At 69.0% G+C, this 16,449-nt stretch carries 11 protein-coding genes; 8 read left to right on the top strand and 3 right to left on the bottom strand.

The window, feature by feature from the left end; translation table 11 throughout:
* Nucleotides 1-133 precede the first annotated feature (133 nt).
* Together LXT23_RS24515 and LXT23_RS24520 are read right to left on the bottom strand one after the other, a co-directional pair.
* Nucleotides 134-1,570 (bottom strand): serine/threonine protein kinase, encoded by a 1,437-nt coding sequence (locus tag LXT23_RS24515; RefSeq protein WP_253982705.1) that lies wholly within the window; start codon nt 1,568-1,570, stop codon nt 134-136.
* A 185-nt stretch (nt 1,571-1,755) separates the two neighbouring features.
* Nucleotides 1,756-2,415, bottom strand: a complete 660-nt coding sequence (locus LXT23_RS24520) for a VOC family protein (protein ID WP_253982706.1) — start codon at nt 2,413-2,415, stop codon at nt 1,756-1,758.
* Between the two features lie 494 nt (nt 2,416-2,909).
* Here LXT23_RS24520 and LXT23_RS24525 point away from each other — a divergent pair, with 494 nt between their 5' ends.
* The 3 genes from LXT23_RS24525 to LXT23_RS24535 all read left to right on the top strand — a co-directional run bounded on the left by LXT23_RS24525 (nt 2,910) and on the right by LXT23_RS24535 (nt 10,158).
* Nucleotides 2,910-4,100: an efflux RND transporter periplasmic adaptor subunit gene (locus LXT23_RS24525; RefSeq protein WP_253982707.1), complete on the top strand. Its 1,191-nt coding sequence runs from the start codon at nt 2,910-2,912 to the stop codon at nt 4,098-4,100.
* A 19-nt stretch (nt 4,101-4,119) separates the two neighbouring features.
* Nucleotides 4,120-7,248 (top strand): efflux RND transporter permease subunit, encoded by a 3,129-nt coding sequence (locus tag LXT23_RS24530; protein WP_253982708.1) that lies wholly within the window; start codon nt 4,120-4,122, stop codon nt 7,246-7,248.
* A gap of 144 nt (nt 7,249-7,392) precedes the next feature.
* Nucleotides 7,393-10,158, top strand: coding sequence for an Ig-like domain-containing protein (locus LXT23_RS24535; protein ID WP_253982709.1), 2,766 nt, complete (start codon nt 7,393-7,395; stop codon nt 10,156-10,158).
* 44 nt (nt 10,159-10,202) lie between these two features.
* Here LXT23_RS24535 and LXT23_RS24540 read toward each other — a convergent pair whose 3' ends face one another.
* Nucleotides 10,203-13,034 carry a hypothetical protein gene (locus tag LXT23_RS24540; protein ID WP_253982710.1) on the bottom strand — a complete coding sequence of 944 codons (2,832 nt, stop codon included), beginning with the start codon at nt 13,032-13,034 and terminating at the stop codon, nt 10,203-10,205.
* Nucleotides 13,035-13,491: 457 nt separating this feature from the next.
* On the opposite strand from LXT23_RS24540, the gene LXT23_RS24545 reads away from it, so the two are divergent.
* The 5 genes from LXT23_RS24545 (at nt 13,492) to LXT23_RS24565 (ending at nt 16,448) form a co-directional block, all read left to right on the top strand.
* Nucleotides 13,492-14,148: a hypothetical protein gene (locus LXT23_RS24545; RefSeq protein WP_253982711.1), complete on the top strand. Its 657-nt coding sequence runs from the start codon at nt 13,492-13,494 to the stop codon at nt 14,146-14,148.
* 206 nt (nt 14,149-14,354) lie between these two features.
* Nucleotides 14,355-14,600, top strand: coding sequence for a hypothetical protein (locus LXT23_RS24550; protein WP_253982712.1), 246 nt, complete (start codon nt 14,355-14,357; stop codon nt 14,598-14,600).
* Complete coding sequence (locus LXT23_RS24555; protein ID WP_253982713.1) at nt 14,587-14,892, top strand: hypothetical protein; 306 nt, start codon at nt 14,587-14,589, stop codon at nt 14,890-14,892. The genes LXT23_RS24550 and LXT23_RS24555 overlap by 14 nt, the downstream gene beginning before the upstream one ends.
* 88 nt (nt 14,893-14,980) lie before the next feature.
* Nucleotides 14,981-15,685, top strand: coding sequence for a glutathione S-transferase N-terminal domain-containing protein (locus tag LXT23_RS24560; RefSeq protein WP_253982714.1), 705 nt, complete (start codon nt 14,981-14,983; stop codon nt 15,683-15,685).
* Between the two features lie 133 nt (nt 15,686-15,818).
* On the top strand, nt 15,819-16,448 hold the full coding sequence (locus tag LXT23_RS24565; RefSeq protein ID WP_253982715.1) for a hypothetical protein: 630 nt from the start codon (nt 15,819-15,821) through the stop codon (nt 16,446-16,448).
* The last annotated feature ends 1 nt before the right edge of the window (nt 16,449 follow it).

Genomic DNA, 16,449 nt, shown 5'->3' on the forward strand with positions numbered 1-16,449 from the left:
TGTCTTCCAGGCACGCCTCTGTGCGATGGCCACGTCATGTCGCAGCAGGGGAGGCGCGGAACAAGCAAGGGGCCAGGCCCCTGCCACGCGCCTGCCGTGAGCGCGGCCTGGTCAGGCGTGTACCTCGAGGTGGCTACGGACTGTCGTCGCAAGCCGCGGGGCCCGAGGTGGCAGGGCGTTGCCGAGTCAGGGCGGGGATGTAGCACGCGCCCCTGTATTCAAAGCCGTCCTCAACATCACAGTCCTTCAGGTCCACGGACAGCTTCCTCCAACAACCGCCGTTGATGGCGACCTGCACCTTGCCGGGACAGCGGCCCCTGGCGTCCGGACGACGCTGCCCGGGGAGGGGCTTCGGTGGAAGGTCCACCGCGATGGATGCCCACACGGAGGGGGCTCGCTCGGGCTCCACCGGCGCCGTCAGCGCGGAGTCCCCGAGGGCCACGGCGCCGCCATCCTTGGACTCATCCTCCTCCGCGAGGTGAGCCACCGCGGGCGCCTCGGAGGGACTCCCCCTCAGCAGCCCTCCGGCGCTCAGCGCCAGTGCGCCTGCGAGGCCGGCGGCCGCGAGCCGGGGCCACCTCGCCACGCGAGGAGGGGGCCGCACCGTGACGCGCTGGGGAAGGGGAAAGAGGCCCGCGGGTCGCGGCTCTTCTCCCGTGAGGAGCGGCACGTCCGCCTCGTGTCCGGCGTTGCGCGCCGCCTGCTCCAGCGCTTCGGCCACCTCTCGCGCGCTCCCTCGCGCTTCAGGGAGGGGCGAGAGCATCCGGGCCACCAGCGCGCTCAATTCCAGAATGCAGCGGGGGTTGCAGACTCGCGCCGTCCAGTGCGCCAGCTCCTCGGGGCGCCAGAGCCAGGCATCGTCATCCATCGGGTGCGCCGATGGGGGGTACTTCTCGGTGACCAGGCGATAGGCGGTGACCCCCAGGGCGAAGAGGTCATCCGCGTGCCCCGGGGCATACGCGACCGCCGGGGGCTTGCGGACGTGGAGGAAGAAGCGCCACGCCTCGGGTGAGCGGTAGGGCGGGGTGCCGGGAGGAAAGGGGTGCGAGGTGAGCGTGGCGGCCCCCAGGTGGTGTCCGGAGCCGAAGTCCAGCAGGAAGGGCTGCGCGTCCGCGCTCCGGACGCGGACGTTGTCACCCTTCACGTCGCGGTGGAGGCCTCCGGCCGCGTGGGTGGCTTCCAGCGCTCGGGCCAGCTGAGCCAGAAGCCGAAGCACCTGCCGTGAAGACGGGCGCCAGGCCTGGGCCCACGCATGGAGCGACGGGCCTTCCACCCACTCCATGACGAGCCAGGCGTAGGAGACGCCCTCGCGGGGCTGCCAGTCGCCATGGTCCAGCAGGCGGGGGACGGCGGGGTGGCGCAGGCGGCGGAGCAGCTCGGCCTCACGGAGGAAGCGCGCATCCCCCGGGTGCAGCGCCAGCTTGAGGGCCACGACGCCTGGAGTCCCGTCCACGCGCTCGGCCTGGTAGACGACGCCGTAGGCGCCCCGGCCGCACTGCTCCAACAGACACCACGGGCCGATGCGCGTCCCCGGGGGCAGGTTGGCCGGATTGAGGTGGTCAGGCTCCATGAGGTCCCTCGTGAGGCGGTCCGCACCGCGCACGGGGAGACTACTCGCGAGGTAGTCGGACTCCAACGCCATCTGGCAGGTGGACGACCGCCCTCCTCACCGCGCTGACGTGGGTTGGCGTGGAGGGACTCCAGCCCGGGCGTCTCGAAGCCGCTCGGGCTGCTCCCGTCAGCGGCCCTCATCGCTCATGACGGCAGTCCCTCTCCGGACTCCTCTGCCGTCATGTACCGCGCGTACCAGTCGGGCCAGTTCTCGTCGGCCTTGCCGCTGCGCCTCTCGTGCTCGCCGTGGGCGGCCGATGCACGCCGGAGCGCGCTCGCCAGGTCCCTCGCGGAGCTGAACGACAGCTGGGAGCGGTCCACCCGCCCGGGGAACCGGGCCGTGACCTCCTGCAAGAGCCAGGTGTTGCCGTCCGGGTCGCTGAACGACGCGTACGAGCCGTAGCTCTGGTGGTCGGGCGCGGGGCCACGGACCTTGTCGCCGAAGGGGGCCGGGCCTTCGGAGAAGTGGAACACCTCGCCCACCTGGACGCCGCGCCCCACCAGCTCGTTGCGCGCAGCCTCGATGTCGGAGACGACCAGGAGGTTGTGGGCCGAGCCGGGCGCGGCCGGCGTGAGGTTCGTGCCGAACTGGAACGAGCACGGGGAGCCCGGAGGGGTGAACTGGAGCACGCGGGCATTGCCCTTGCTGAAGTCCGCGTCGAGCCGCCATCCGAGCCCCAGATAGAACTGCTTCGCGCGGTCGAGACTCGAGACCGGGATGACGACCGCCTCGAGCTTCAGGTCGATACTCCCGACGCTCGTGGTGCGCGTCTCGCTGGGACTACCGACGGTGGTGACGCTCATTGCTGCCTCCTTGGGGTGACGGCGGGCGCAGGCCCACCGGGGAGGAGGGGCTGTCCGCCGAGACCTGCTCGGCTCCTTCAGGCACAACGTGAGGACTGCAGGAGGAAACGACCAGTGCTCAACGCTCGAAAGCATGCGCGAGGCACGTCGGTCGCAATCCTGGGCGTACTTCGTGCGATGGCGCTCGCGGCGTTGTTGGCGAGCGAGGCTTCGAGCACGGCCAGCCAGCCATAGGAGTCGGGCGGCAGCCGCCACGCTCGTCCGGAGCGTGGAGAAGACGGAAGCGGCGAGGTACGCCCCCCATCGCGCAGGAGCGCCTCTCGGCGCTGGAGAAACGCGGGGGTGGGGGCAGCACGTGGCCGGACAGGGTCGCCATGACGCCCTGGCACTGGGCGCCCATCATGTGGCGAATGAAGCAGGCGCCACTTTCTCGGGCATGCGCAACCGGCAGTTCGTATAGAGGGGTCCGAAATTACCCTTAACGAGCGCCCCCGATGCCTGCAACCGTCACAGCCCGTCCCGACGAAGCGCAACCTCCTTCCACGCGCCCCGCGGGTAGACGCAAGCGCTGGGTCATCGGCGTCCTGTTGTTGCTCGGCGTCATCGTGCTGCTGGGCGGCATCAAGGCAGCGCAGATTGGCGCGATGATCGAGGCAGGCGCCGCCTTCGTCCCGCCCCCCGAGGCCGTCACCTCGGCCAAGGCGGAAGTCGCGCAGTGGCAGGCGACCCGGGGCGCGGTGGGCACGGTGCTCGCGGTCCGCGGCGTGACGCTGGGCGCCGAGCTGTCCGGCATCGTCCGCGAAATCGGCTTCGAGGACGGCGCGCGGGTGAAGAAGGGGCAGGTGCTCGTCCGGCTCGACACCTCCAGTGAGGAGGCCCAGTTGACGGGAGCCCTGGCGGACGCGGAGCTCGCGAAGCTCACCCGGGGCCGTGCCCAGTCGCTCCACGCCCAGGGCGCCAATACCCAGTCGGAGCTCGAGTCCGCCCAGGCGCGGGCCATCCAGGCCGAGGCCGCGGTGGCCAACCTGCGCGCCATCATCGCGAAGAAGGTCATCCGCGCGCCCTTCGACGGCCGCATCGGCATCCGGCAGGTGGAGCTGGGCCAGGTCGTCTCCCCCGGCGGCCCCATCGCCTCACTCCAGGCCATGGACCCCGTCTACGTGGAGTTCCTCCTCCCACAGCAGGCGCTGGCGGAAGTGAAGCCGGGGCAGAAGGTGCGCGTCCGCGTCGACGTCTTTCCAAAGGACACGTGGGAGGGCGCGCTGACGACCATCAACCCCGAGGTGGAGCTCTCCTCGCGCAACGTGCGCATGCGCGCCACCGTGCCCAACGCGGACGGGCGCCTGATGCCGGGCATGTTCGCCAACGTCGACGTGCTCGCCGAGGGCACCACCGAGGTGGTGGCCATCCCCGCCACCGCCGTGCTCTTCGCCCCGTACGGCGACTCGGTGTACGTCATCGAGGAGGGCAAGGACGCCGCCGGCAAGCCGGGCCTCGTGACCCAGCAGCGCTTCGTCCGGCTGGGCGAGCGACGGGGCGACTTCGTCGCGGTGGCCTCGGGCCTGAAACCAGGGGAGAGCGTGGTCAGCAACGGCGCCTTCAAGCTGCGCAACGGCGCGGCCGTCATCGTCAACAACTCGCTGGCGCCGCAGGTCGAGTCCGCGCCCCAGCCCGTGGACCGGTAGAGCCCCGGGAGACGCGCGTATGAACTTCACCGCCCTTTTCATCCGGCGCCCCGTGGTGGCGCTGGTGGTCAACCTCCTCATCATCATCGCCGGCCTGCAGGCCATCCAGTCGCTCAACGTGCGGCAGTACCCGCGCAGCGAGAACGCCGACATCACGGTGACCACCGCCTATATCGGCGCCAACGCGGAGCTGGTCCGCGGGTTCATCACCACGCCCCTGGAGCGGGTCATCGCCTCGGCGGACGGCATCGACTACGTCGAGTCCCAGAGCCTGCAGGGCGTCTCCATCATCCGCGCCCGGCTCAAGCTCAACTACGACTCCAACCGCGCGCTCAGCGAAATCAGCGCCAAGGTCGACCAGGTGCGCGGCGACCTGCCGCCCGAGGCCCAGGTCCCCGTGCTCGCCATCGAGACCGCGGACAGCCAGTTCGCCGCGGCCTACCTCAGCTTCTCCTCCGAGTTCCTGAAGCAGAACGAGATTACGGACTACCTGGTGCGGGTGGTGCAGCCGCGGCTGTCCGCCCTGGAGGGCGTGCAGCGCGCGGACCTGCTGGGGGCGAGGACGTTCGCGATGCGGGTGTGGCTGAAGCCGGACCGGATGGCCGCGCTCAACATCAGCCCGGCGCAGGTCCGGCAGGCGCTCGCCAGCAACAACTACCTCGCCGCCGTGGGGCAGACGAAGGGCTCGCTCGTGCAGGTGAACCTCACGGCGAACACGGACCTCCGCTCGGTGGAGGAGTTCCGCCAGCTCATCGTCCGGAGGGACGGCGGAGCGGTGGTGCGGCTGTCGGACATCGCCGACGTGGTGCTGGGGGCCGAGGACTACGACACCGATGTCCGGTTCGCCGGGCAGACGGCGGTGTTCATCGGCCTCTGGGCGCTCCCCAATGCCAACTCGCTGGACGTGCTCCAGCGCGTCCGCGCGGAGATGGAGTCGCTGCGCAAGGACATCCCGGAGCAGATCAACGCCACCATCGCCTTCGACGGCACGGAGTACATCCAGAACGCCATCGACGAGGTGGTGACGACGCTGGGCGAGACGCTCCTCATCGTCGTGGTGGTCATCTTCCTCTTCCTGGGCTCCGTGCGCTCCATCCTGATACCGGTGGTGGCCATCCCGGTGTCGCTCATCGGCACGGTGTTCCTGATGCAGCTCTTCGGCTTCACGGTGAACCTGCTCACCCTGCTCGCGGTGGTGCTGTCGGTGGGGCTGGTGGTGGACGACGCCATCGTCGTGGTGGAGAACGTGGAGCGCCACCTGCGCGAGGGCCTGCGCCCCGTGGACGCCGCCCTCAAGGGGGCGCGGGAGCTCGTCGGGCCCATCATCGCGATGACGATTACCCTCGCCGCCGTCTATGCGCCCATCGCCTTCCAGGGCGGGCTCACCGGCTCGCTGTTCCGCGAGTTCGCGCTCACGCTCGCCGGGGCGGTGACGCTCTCGGGAGTGGTGGCGCTGACACTCTCGCCGATGATGTCCGCCGCGCTCCTGAAGGCGGGCCACGAAGACCAGGGGCTGCCGGGGGCCATCAACCGCGGCTTCGAGCGCCTGCGGGCCGCGTATGCGCGCTCGCTGGAGCGCGCGCTGGGCGCACGGGGCGTGGTCTACGCCGCCTGGGCGGTGCTGAGCCTGCTCGCGCTCCTGATGTTCGCCCAGTCGCCGCAGGAGCTCGCCCCGACGGAGGACCAGGGCATCGTCTTCGGCATCGTCAACACCCCGTCCAACTCCACGCTGGAGCAGCTGGACCCGTCCGTCCGCGAGGTGAACCGGACGCTGATGGAGATGCCGGAGTCGGCCTACACCTTCCAGATAACGAACCCGGGCGGCGGGTTCTGGGGCCTGGGCTTGAAGCCGTGGGAGCAGCGCCAGCGCTCCGCGGCGGAGGTGCTGGTCGACACGCAGATGCGGGTGGGCGTCATCCCTGGCGTCCAGACGTTCCCCATCCTGCCTCCGGCGCTGCCGGGCGGTGGCAACTTCCCGGTGGAGTTCGTCATCGCCTCCACGGCGGAGGCGAGTGAGCTGCTGGGGTTCGCGCAGCAGCTCCAGGAGAAGGCGGCGCAGAGCGGGATGTTCGCCTTCCCTCCGCTCATCGACGTGAAGATTGACCAGCCCCAATCGGAGGTGGAGATCGACCGCGAGAAGGTGGCGCAGCTGGGGCTGAACCTGGGGACGGTGGGGCAGGACCTGAGCGCGGCGGTGGGCGGCAACTTCGTCAACCGCTTCAACATCGCCGGGCGCAGCTACAAGGTCATCCCCCAGCTGCTCCGCGTCTCCCGGCTCAATCCCGAGCAGCTGAAGGACGTCTACGTCACCGGCCCCAACGGCCAGCTCGTGGCGCTCTCGTCCATCGCGTCCATCAAGGACACGGTGGCGCCCCGGTCGCTCAACCGCTTCCAGCAGCTCAACGCGGTGAAGCTGAGCGGCGTCGCCATCCGGCCGCTGGACGAGGCGCTCGGGTACCTGGAGGCGGAGGCGGCGAAGATACTGCCCAAGGGCTACAGCATCGACTACACGGGCGAGTCGCGGCAGCTGCGGGTGGAGGGCAACAAGTTCCTCGCGGCGTTCCTGCTCGCGGTGGTGCTCATCTTCCTGGTGCTGGCGGCCCAGTTCAACAGCTTCAGGGACCCGCTCATCATCCTCGCCGGGTCGGTGCCGCTGGCGCTCTTCGGCGCGCTGCTGACCACCTTCCTGAAGATGCCGAACCCGACCATGCCGTACTTCACCGACGCCTTCACCACCACGCTCAACATCTACTCGCAGGTGGGGCTGGTGACGCTGGTGGGGCTGATTGCGAAGAACGGGATTCTCATCGTCGACTTCGCCAACCGGCTCCAGGAAGAGGGCCGCACGAAGCTCGAGGCGGTGAAGGAGGCTGCATCAGGGCGGCTCCGGCCGATCCTGATGACCACCGTGGCGACCGTCGCCGGCCACTTCCCGCTCGTCCTCGTGGAGGGGCCGGGCGCGGCGGCGCGCAACAGCATCGGGCTCGTGCTGGTGACGGGCATGGCCATCGGCACGTTCTTCACGCTCTTCTTCGTGCCGGCCATCTACCTCCTCATCGCCCGGACGCGCACGGTGCCCGCCGGTGAGGGGCGGGGTGAAGAGGCGTCGCCGCTCGTGCCGGTGCCAGCGGCGCAGCAGGGGCACTGAGCGGACCGCCATGTAGGGGCCCAGGCGCCCATTGGCAATCACACCTCATCCTGGGCTCCTGGGTAGGAAATCCTCCCACGCAGGGTGTTTGCGGTGAATCCACCGTCCGGGCTATAGCCACCCCCTCAATCCAGAGGGGGATTCATGTCTGTATTGCGTTTTGTCGGGCGCGCCGCGTCGGTGGTGACGGCGGTGCTTGCCCTGGGAGTGTTCGCGGCCTGTGGTGGAGGCGAGGGCGACTCGCGTTCGCCGGCGAGCGCCGACGTCAAGGTCATGCTCGGCCAGGCCCTGTCGGCCGATGACGTGGCGCGCATCCACGTGGAGGTCCAGGGCCCGGGCATCCCCACCCCGCTGGGAGTGGACCTCGTCCGCGACGGGAACACGTGGAACGGCACGCTCCGCGACATCCCCGCGGGCGCCGACCGCGTCTTCACGGCGGCTGCGTACGACGCGGCGTCCACCGTCATCTATCGGGGCTATGCGGGCCCGATGGCCATCCAGCCGGGCCGCGTGGCCGCGGTCTTCATGCTGATGCAGCAGGCCCAACCCGTCCCGCCCTTCGAGAACGAAGCGCCCATCATCAACTCGCTCACGGTGTCCACCAATGAGGCGGAGCCGGGCGCTTCCGTCACCCTCTCGGCGGCCGCGCACGACAACAACGCGGGTGACACGCTGACCTACGCCTGGAGCGCGCCCGGCGGCACGTTCAGCGCCCCGGCCGCCGCGTCCACCACGTGGACCGCGCCCGCCACCGCGGGCGTGCAGCGCATCCAGCTGGAGGTGCGCGACTCCCGGAACGCAACGGCCACCGTCACCGTCGACCTCACCGTGCGGAACGGGGGCCCGTCGGGACGCGCCGCGGTGACGGTGCGCCTCAACACCTGGCCGGAGGTGCGCGCGATGATGGGTGCGCCCTCCGTGCTCGCCGTGGGCCGGACGACGCAGCTGGCCGCCTCGGTCGCCGACCCGGACGGAGACGCCCTGTACCTCTTCTGGACCTCCACCTGCGAGGGCACCTTCGGCGCCGTCACCACCGCCACCCCGACGTTCACCCTGAGCGCCGTGCCACCCGGTGCCCGGTGCATCTTCACGCTCTATGCCTCGGACTCGACGGGCGGATATCAAGAGGGCCATCTCACCCTCCAGGTGGGTGACGGTCCCCAGGTGAACATGCAGCGGGTCCCCGTCGTGGACAGCGTCTCCCAGTCCGCCCAGGACGCGGACGGGGGTGAGCTCGTGATGCTCGGGTTCACCGCGCATGACCCGGAAGGAACGGCGCTGAGCGTCTCCTGGGTGGCCTCGCAGGGCACCTTCGTGGCCACTCGCGGCACCGGTGCCGCGGCCTCCGCGGAGTGGTTGGCCCCGGTCTGCTTCGACGGCCCCGCCGAGGTGACCGCCATCATCACGGACGCGAGCGGCGCCACCACGGATGTGACGTTCACCATCCGGCCGTGGCCCGGCCCCACCTGCGGCGCGCAGACCGTCCTGGGCCACAGCTCCACCCACTACGTCCAGGCCGACGGCTCCATCATCACGCGCCCCACCGACCTGCGGTCGACGTTCGTCATGGCCTGGGTGCCCACGGAGGACGGCGCCTATAGCGGGCATGGCGGCCGTGGCCTGATGGATGGCACCTTCGTCATCCACGACGTGGAGAGCACGCCCTACCTCCTGCAGGTCGGCTCGAGCTACTACTGGACGCACAGCCGCACTCCGGACCTCAGCTCGGCGCTCCCGGGCCGCGCCGACCTGGAGCCGGAGCCGGACGGCACGCTCTTCAACTTCGACCTGGGCGGCCTCAGCCCATGGAGCGCCGACGATGACCTGGAGGTGAGCGCCTTCGGCGCAGGCCTCACCTACTTCGCGCGGGAGTGTGCCACGCCGCCCCTGTTCCTCGGGGTGGGCTCGACGCTCTTCACGGGCAGCACCGGGTACGACGCGTCCCTCCTCAACTGTGGCAACCGCGTCGGGCGTATCGACCTGGCCCGCGGGGACACGGTACACGTCACCCAGCTGGTGGCGCGCCCCGGGGGCGTCGGCGGGCTGGACGTCGTCCGGGAGGCACGCCAGGGCTTCGAGGTCTCCAGCGGAAGCGCGGGCGGCAGTGTGGTCTCCGGGGGCGGCGCCGTCACCCTGACAGCGACGCTCGCGCCCCAGCCCACCACCTCGCGCACGGTGCAGATTCAGGCCGCCGAGCTCGAGGCCCTGGTGCTCGCCGCCCATCCCCGCGCCACGCTGCGCAACATCCAGGACCTGAGTATTGGCGCGCTGCCGGGCTTCATGCGCTTCGGCACCTACGCCGGCTGGCATGACCTGGCTCGCGGCAACAACTTCAATCCCGGCCAGCCGCTCGTCACCCAGACGCTGGAGTTCGCCGACCCCTTCCCCGCGTCGTGGGAGCGGTTCGCGTCCAACTTCGCGGTGGGCTCCATGACCTACTCGGTGCCGCTGGCGGGCGGCGGCAGCACCCAGCCCGCGTCCTTCCGGTTCACCGTCTACATCCATGCGCCCTTCGCCGCCGGCGCGGCCCTGCAGCTCAGCCCGCAGGTGGGCCCGCCGCGCAACGTGCGACTCAACGGCCAGCCCGCCACGGAGGACGGGCTGCAGGGCGTGGGGGAGATGCCCCTGGTGACCTGGGAGGCCCCGCTCCTGGGCGAGCCCACCTCGTACACCGTGCGCCTGTACCGGCTCTCCGCGACGAGCGCCAACGGGACCACCCGCACGCTGATGAGGAGCTTCTTCACCACCGAGAGCCAGCTCCGGCTCCCGCCAGGGTTGCTCGTCGCCGGGCGGAACTACCACCTCCTGGTGCAGGCCAACCGGCAGGTCGGGGGGGACATGAGCAGCCCCGACTTCGACGCGCCGTGGAGCACCACCGCGCCGACGTTCACGGGCCGCTTCCAGCCCTGAGTCACCCTGGGACGCCGACTGCCCCTCGCATCCTGGAGGGGCAGTCAGAACGACGGAGCCCCCCCGAGCGTCCAGCCGATGCCGCCCGCGTTGTGGTACCACCAGTTGTACTTGCGCGGCGGCGTCAGCCGGTACTTCGCGAGCCCGGACGTGCTGCGGGTCCAGTAGGCAATCACATACTCGTGGGTCGTCACCAGCTCCCGCGTTCCGGCCAGCAGCGTGTCGCGGCGGCTGGTGTCCGTGGAGAAGAGCGCGCCCGTGGCGAGCAGGTAGGCCACGTCGCTCGCGTGCTCCATCTGGGCCCAGGGGTCCCACTGGGCCTGCGTGGAGCCGGCGGGCGCGTCGAGCTCGCGAACCGGTCCGGTGGACGCACCGCCATAGAGCGGCACCCGCCGGGAGACGCCATCGAGTCGCGTGGTGAAGTACGTCCCGCGTGAGAGCACGCAACTGGCGAGGTCGCTCAACATCGGCGGGATGCGGCTGTCGCCCGTCACCTGGTAGGCGCGCACCAGGGCGTGTCCCATGAGCGCGCTCATCCAGGGGGAGAAGCCATACTCGGTCTCCCAGTCGGGCCCCTTATGGTTGAAGCAGCCGTTCGCGGGGATGCCGCCCGCCGGTGTCTGCTGCATGGCCTGCAGGCTGCCAATCGCCTGGAGCACCCTGTCCCTCACCGCCGTCTCGCCGGTCGCCTCGTAGCGGATGACGTCCGCGAGCAGCCCGTTGCCGGCGTTGCGCTCGGTGAACTGGCCCGTCAGCGTCGCCACGTCGAAGCTGCTGTCGCCATAGCGGGTCGCCACGGCGACGTCGTCGATGAGCCCGGAGGGCAGCGTGTCACCCGTGAGCAGGTACCAGGTCCACAGGGACTCGTTGTAGGAGTACTTCTCGTCTTTGTAGAAGTCGGCCGCGTCGGGGTTCTTCAGCTTGAAGAAGCCGGCGCACCGCTCGGTGGCGAGGCTGCCGCAGTCCCCCGGCCTGTAGAGCTGGTTGAAGTAGAAGTGACTGGCGCGCACGCCCTCGCGGAGCATGTCGAAGTTCCCCGTGCGGACATACCCGTTGAAGAACACCTGCGCCCGGTCATAGAGCCACGGCTCGTAGTCCGTCTGGTAGGGGACCCGGTTCGCCGGGTCGACCGGCCAGCCGAAGGACTCGTTGATGGCGGTGTAGAAGAAGTCCCCCTGCGCCGTGTCCGTCTTTGCCAGCACCGTGTCCCGGCCGGCCGGGGCGGACGCGGTGCCGATGCCGGCACAGGCCAGGATTTCCTTCGGGATGGCGGCGTAGACCTTCGGCTCGTAGACGCCGTGCGAAGCGCTGAAGGTCCCCTCGTTCACCAGCCGGAGCGTGTTGCGGACCGGCACTTCGGCGGACAGCCGGCTCGCCGGTGTGGCGTTGACGATGATGCGGATGCGCTCCTCCGCCGTGCCGGCGAAGGCCCGGTCGAGCTGCACCAGCAGGCTGCGAATGCCCGGCCCCGCGGTGGTGCTCACCCCGGTGCAGCGGACCGAGGCCGGCGGCAGCGCCCGCCAGACGGCCAGGGCGCGGGTGAAGGCTGGAATCTCGACGCCCGTGGCGGTCTGCACGACGACCTTCGTCGCATCCGTCAGGAGCCCGGGCGGCAGCGGCAGGCCGAAGGACACGCGTGTGCTCCCCGTGCCGGCGACGCTGGCGTGCGGGCGCAGGGTGACCTCGATGAGCTTCGTTCCCGTGGGCGCGGGGCCGGGGGTCGGATTCGGGATGGGGTTCGGGTCAGGAGGCGGCGGAGGCGGCGGGGGCGGGTTGCCTCCCGGAGCGTTGCCATTCACCAGGACGAGCGAGGCGTCATCCAGCGTCAGGTCGACGGGGCCGTTTCCTTCGAGCTTCACCCAGAAGTAGACGCGGTCCAGCTGCCGCGTCCCGTCAAGCGGGGTGGTGAGGTCCAGCGACTGGAGGGTGCGGGTGCCCGCGTCGACGTTCTGGCAGGTTCGCACCGCGGTGGAGCTGTCCTGGTAGTACACCAGGGGGCAGATGACGAGCGGCGCGCCGGTTGGACCGGCGTCGACCCGCAGCTTCCCCCGCAGCCGGAGGGCCGTTCCGGTGGTGCCGCTGTTCCAGGCGAAGTCGCGGAGCGCGAACAGCGTGTTCCCCCAGGTGCCGATGCGTGCCCGCAGGCTCGCGGCGCCCGCAATGGGGGACGTGGTGCTCCGGGAGACGGTGCTCGACGTCCCCGTGACTTCGAAGCCGGCGGTCGTGCTCTCGAAGCTGCCGCCCGACAGCAGCTCCTGCCCATCGCTGGTCGGAGGGGGCCCGGACGGAGTCGTGGCCCAGAGGGTCAGGTTCGCATCGTCAAGCTTGACGGTCGCCGGCCCCTGCCCGTTGAGGCGCACCCAGAAGTAGACGCGGTCCAGCTCCCGCGTCTTGTCGAGGTCCAGGGAGACGGAGGCAACGCGGTTGTCGCGCGTGCCCGCGTCGACATCCTGGCACTTGAACACCGCCGTCGAGCTGTCCTGATAGTAGGCGTACGCGCAGAAGGAGAGGGGGGCGCCCGCACTCCCCGACAGCACCCGGAGCTTCGCGGACATCGTCAACGTCTGGGCAAACGTCCCGCTGCCCCACGCGGGGTCCACCAGGGCAAAGGCCGTGTTGCCCCAGCTCGGCAGTCCGATGTCGAGGCTCGCCGTTCCGCTGATGGGTGACGCGGTGCTGCGGGTGAGGGTTACCGCCGTCGAGCTCCCGGTGAAGCCGGAGGTTCCACTCTCGAAGCCCGGGTCGGCGAGGAGGTTCTGACCCGAGGTGTAACGCTGCTCCTGTGTCTTCAGTCCGGCTGGCTCCTCGCTCGCTTCGTTCCCCTCGCACGCCGCCGCCAACAACACCGCCGCCACCCACCCTCGTGTCGCTTGCATACCCCTCCCCCGTGGGCACACCAACACTCCAGGTGAAGACAATGAGCATCAACGCGCCGCAGGCAACACGCGATTTTCAACAGGGCGGCGGACAGTGCCCCTGAAGTCTTCCAAGAATGCCTGCTCAACGTGCTGAGCGGGCCGACTGGCCACTCCCTTCGCCAGACGAGAGCATGATGCAGGGCCCCGGTGGTCGCTCTCGTCGTCGCAAGAGACGGCGCAGACGTCATGCACGTCGCGCAGGGAGGGCAGGTGCTCTCGTATGAAGCACTGTCAGTGGCGGGGAGGGCAGGAAAGCGCCTGACCTCGAAAGTTACAACAGGTGCGTATCGAGACCTGGGAAATGACCAGGTTAATTCCTGGAGACGTATCGCAGATGGCTGTTGCAGCCAAACTACGACCTCCAGGAGTGTTCATGTCTGGTGCAGTGAGAATCTCTCGCTTCGTGTTTTCGTTCATGACTGCCCTTGTCGCCCTGACGTCGCTCCCCGCGCTCGCGGGTGTGGTGTTCTTCGATACGACCGCGGCCATGCGCAGCGCCGCCGGGTATCCGATCTCGAATCGAACCAGTGTCACGTGGGCCTATGCCAACCGGAGCGCCGAGGCCGTGTGCGCGATGTACGGCTATGCACGCGGCATGTACACGGGCGAGCAGGCGGGTGAGCTGATGGGGGTTCATTGCCTCACCCACGACTCCGTGGTGTGGATGGACGTCCCTGGCGGCGACATTCGCAGGTGGGCCTGGTGGCAAGATGGCGTCACCAACCTGGATCAGCAGGGAGCCTTCTACGCGCAGGCCGCGGCGAGTGCGGAGTGCGGCAACCGGGGCTATGGAACGGGCTTCCTCACGGGCTTCCAGAATGGCAGCGCCGACTTCATGGGCCTGAACTGCATCCCGAGGGACGGGGTGCAGTACGCCGGCGCCAGGACCGACGACACCCGTTTCACGGGCCTCTCTCCCAACTACAACCCGCGCTATGCGCCCTGGTGGTCCCTGCGCTCCGTCAGCAACCAGGTGTGCCAGTACTACGGCTACGAGACGGGCGTGATGTGGACCTTCGCCAACTCCGGCACCTACCCCGTGCTGAGCCTCGGGTTCATCTGCTTCTCGTGATGCGACGCTGATTCCCTCGCGGTGATGGCTGGGCCCAGGCCATGAGAGGGGTTGGGCGGTCCGGGCCCGCGCGGAAGGTTGCCTTCGCGCGGGCTCGGCCGCCGTGGACGACCAGCAGCCCGAGCGCGTCGGCAGCCGGGCGCGGTAGGGGTAGAGCTCATCGCCCCCCTCGTTCCCAGGCTGGGTGAAGCAGGGAAATTGTCAGAGTGGCGGCTATCAGGTTTGCTTCCATCGTCGACAACCTGAAGGCCCGTTACCAGAACAACAACATGGCGTTCCCCGATGTGGTCGGCAACTGCGCCATCGGTCCCAATGGCGCCACCGTCGGTGGCACCGCGGTCCTGAACGACCTCTACAATCAAGGGAAGTTCGACCGGCTGAACCGCGAGGGCGCATCTCCAGACGCGCTTCGTTCAGCACACCAACTACGCCTACACCTTGCCCACGGATGACGAAGATGGCGTCGCCATCGAACAGGGCACGTTCAACTCGCGCGCGTTCAAGCAGGGCGACGACGTGACTTTGATCGTCATCAACGACACAGGAACAGCGCGGAACGGGAAGTGGGTGGAGATCAAGGGAAGGACTTTCGGTCACACAGTCACCTACCGGAGCTGGACCCAGTCCGACGTCGCGGGGGTGGCGGGGGCAGTCACGTACTATCCAACGGGTTGCCCCGTTTGCTTCGCTGTCGACCTGCCCGCGTACAGCATCACCATGGTGCGTGTGCCCAACGTCCGTTGACCGAGGCCGCTGGCGCAGGCCACCTGGCAGGAGCGGGAAGGGCCTCACCACGCTTCACAGCTCGACATCCACCTGCATAATGCCGACCATGTCCGACCTCTCCGCTTTTCCCATTACCAAGAAGTGGCCTGCCAACCATCCCGACCGTATCCAGCTGTACTCGCTGCCGACGCCAAACGGCGTCAAGGTATCGATCATGCTGGAGGAGACGGGGCTGCCCTACGAACCCCACCTGGTCAGCTTCGAGACGAATGACCAGCTGAGCCCTGAATTCCTGTCGCTCAATCCGAACAACAAGATTCCCGCCATCATCGACCCGAACGGTCCGGGCGGGAAACCGCTGCCGCTGTTCGAATCCGGCGCGATCCTGCTCTACCTGGCGGAGAAGTCCGGTCAGTTCCTGCCGAAAGATGCCGCCCGCCGGTATGAAACAATTCAGTGGGTCATGTTCCAGATGGGCGGGATAGGGCCGATGTTCGGGCAGGTGGGCTTCTTCCACAAGTTCGCTGGCAAGGATTACGAGGACAAGCGTCCGCGTGACCGCTACGTGAACGAGTCCAGGCGCCTGCTGGGGGTGCTGGACCGTCGCCTGGAAGGCCGGGATTGGCTCATGGGCGATGAATACACCATCGCCGACATCGCGACCTGGGGATGGGTGCGCAACCTCGTGGAGTTCTACAAAGCAGGCGAGTTGGTCGGTTACGGAGATTTCGCCAACGTGCAACGCGTGGTCGCGAAGTTCGTTGCGCGTCCGGCCGTGGCGGCTGGGTTGAACATTCCAGGGCGGGGCTGACAACGGCTTCGAACGATGGACTGTCACGCAGGCTCTGCAACCGGAGGCTCTCGCGGTCCTCCAGGCTCACATTTCCAAGCCGCTCTTCCTATCGGTTCAAGGCGGCTTGGAGTCCGAGCCAAAGGGGGCACTCATGAGGCATCGTCTTGTCACGTCCGTCGTCCGTTCGGTGGGGTTGCTGTCAGTGGTGTGCACCGCATTCCCGCTTTCCGCCGACGCGCAGCCGCAGCCTTGTGATGACAGCGTCCGCGCGGCGTACCAGCGCGCGGTGAAGGCCGGGGCTTCCGAGGCGGCCTTGGAGGCGCAGTTCGGCCATTGTCGCACGGCGCAGACGGCGGGGCTGGAGGCCGTCATCACCAACTTCAACGTCTCCTACGAGCGGATGAACAGTTGCGGCCTGCACCCCCAGCAGCGGAGGGCCGCGTGTGACGTGGAGATTCGCCGGAACTCCGGCTACGGCGGCGCGGCGGGCAGCTTCGAGCACGTGCGCTTCTGCTTCGACTGCGACAGCAATGGCGTCTGGGATGCCTCCGTCGTGGGCTCCGTGCACGTCACCGACAACGCCTTCCCCGGGATGCAGGCACCGCCCTGGTACCACTCCGCCAACGCGGTCTCGAACGCGCCCCCCGCTGTCTGCCCCTGGGGTAGCGGGCATGCCATCCGCATGCGCGCCATCCTGTCGTGGGTCGCTGTTCCGGCGAGCTGCAACTCAATCCCCATCTGGGGCAATCGCATCGACTTCCCGGCCCGCCTGGACCCTTGAG

This window comes from Pyxidicoccus xibeiensis, from assembly GCF_024198175.1.
GTDB lineage: Bacteria > Myxococcota > Myxococcia > Myxococcales > Myxococcaceae > Myxococcus > Myxococcus xibeiensis.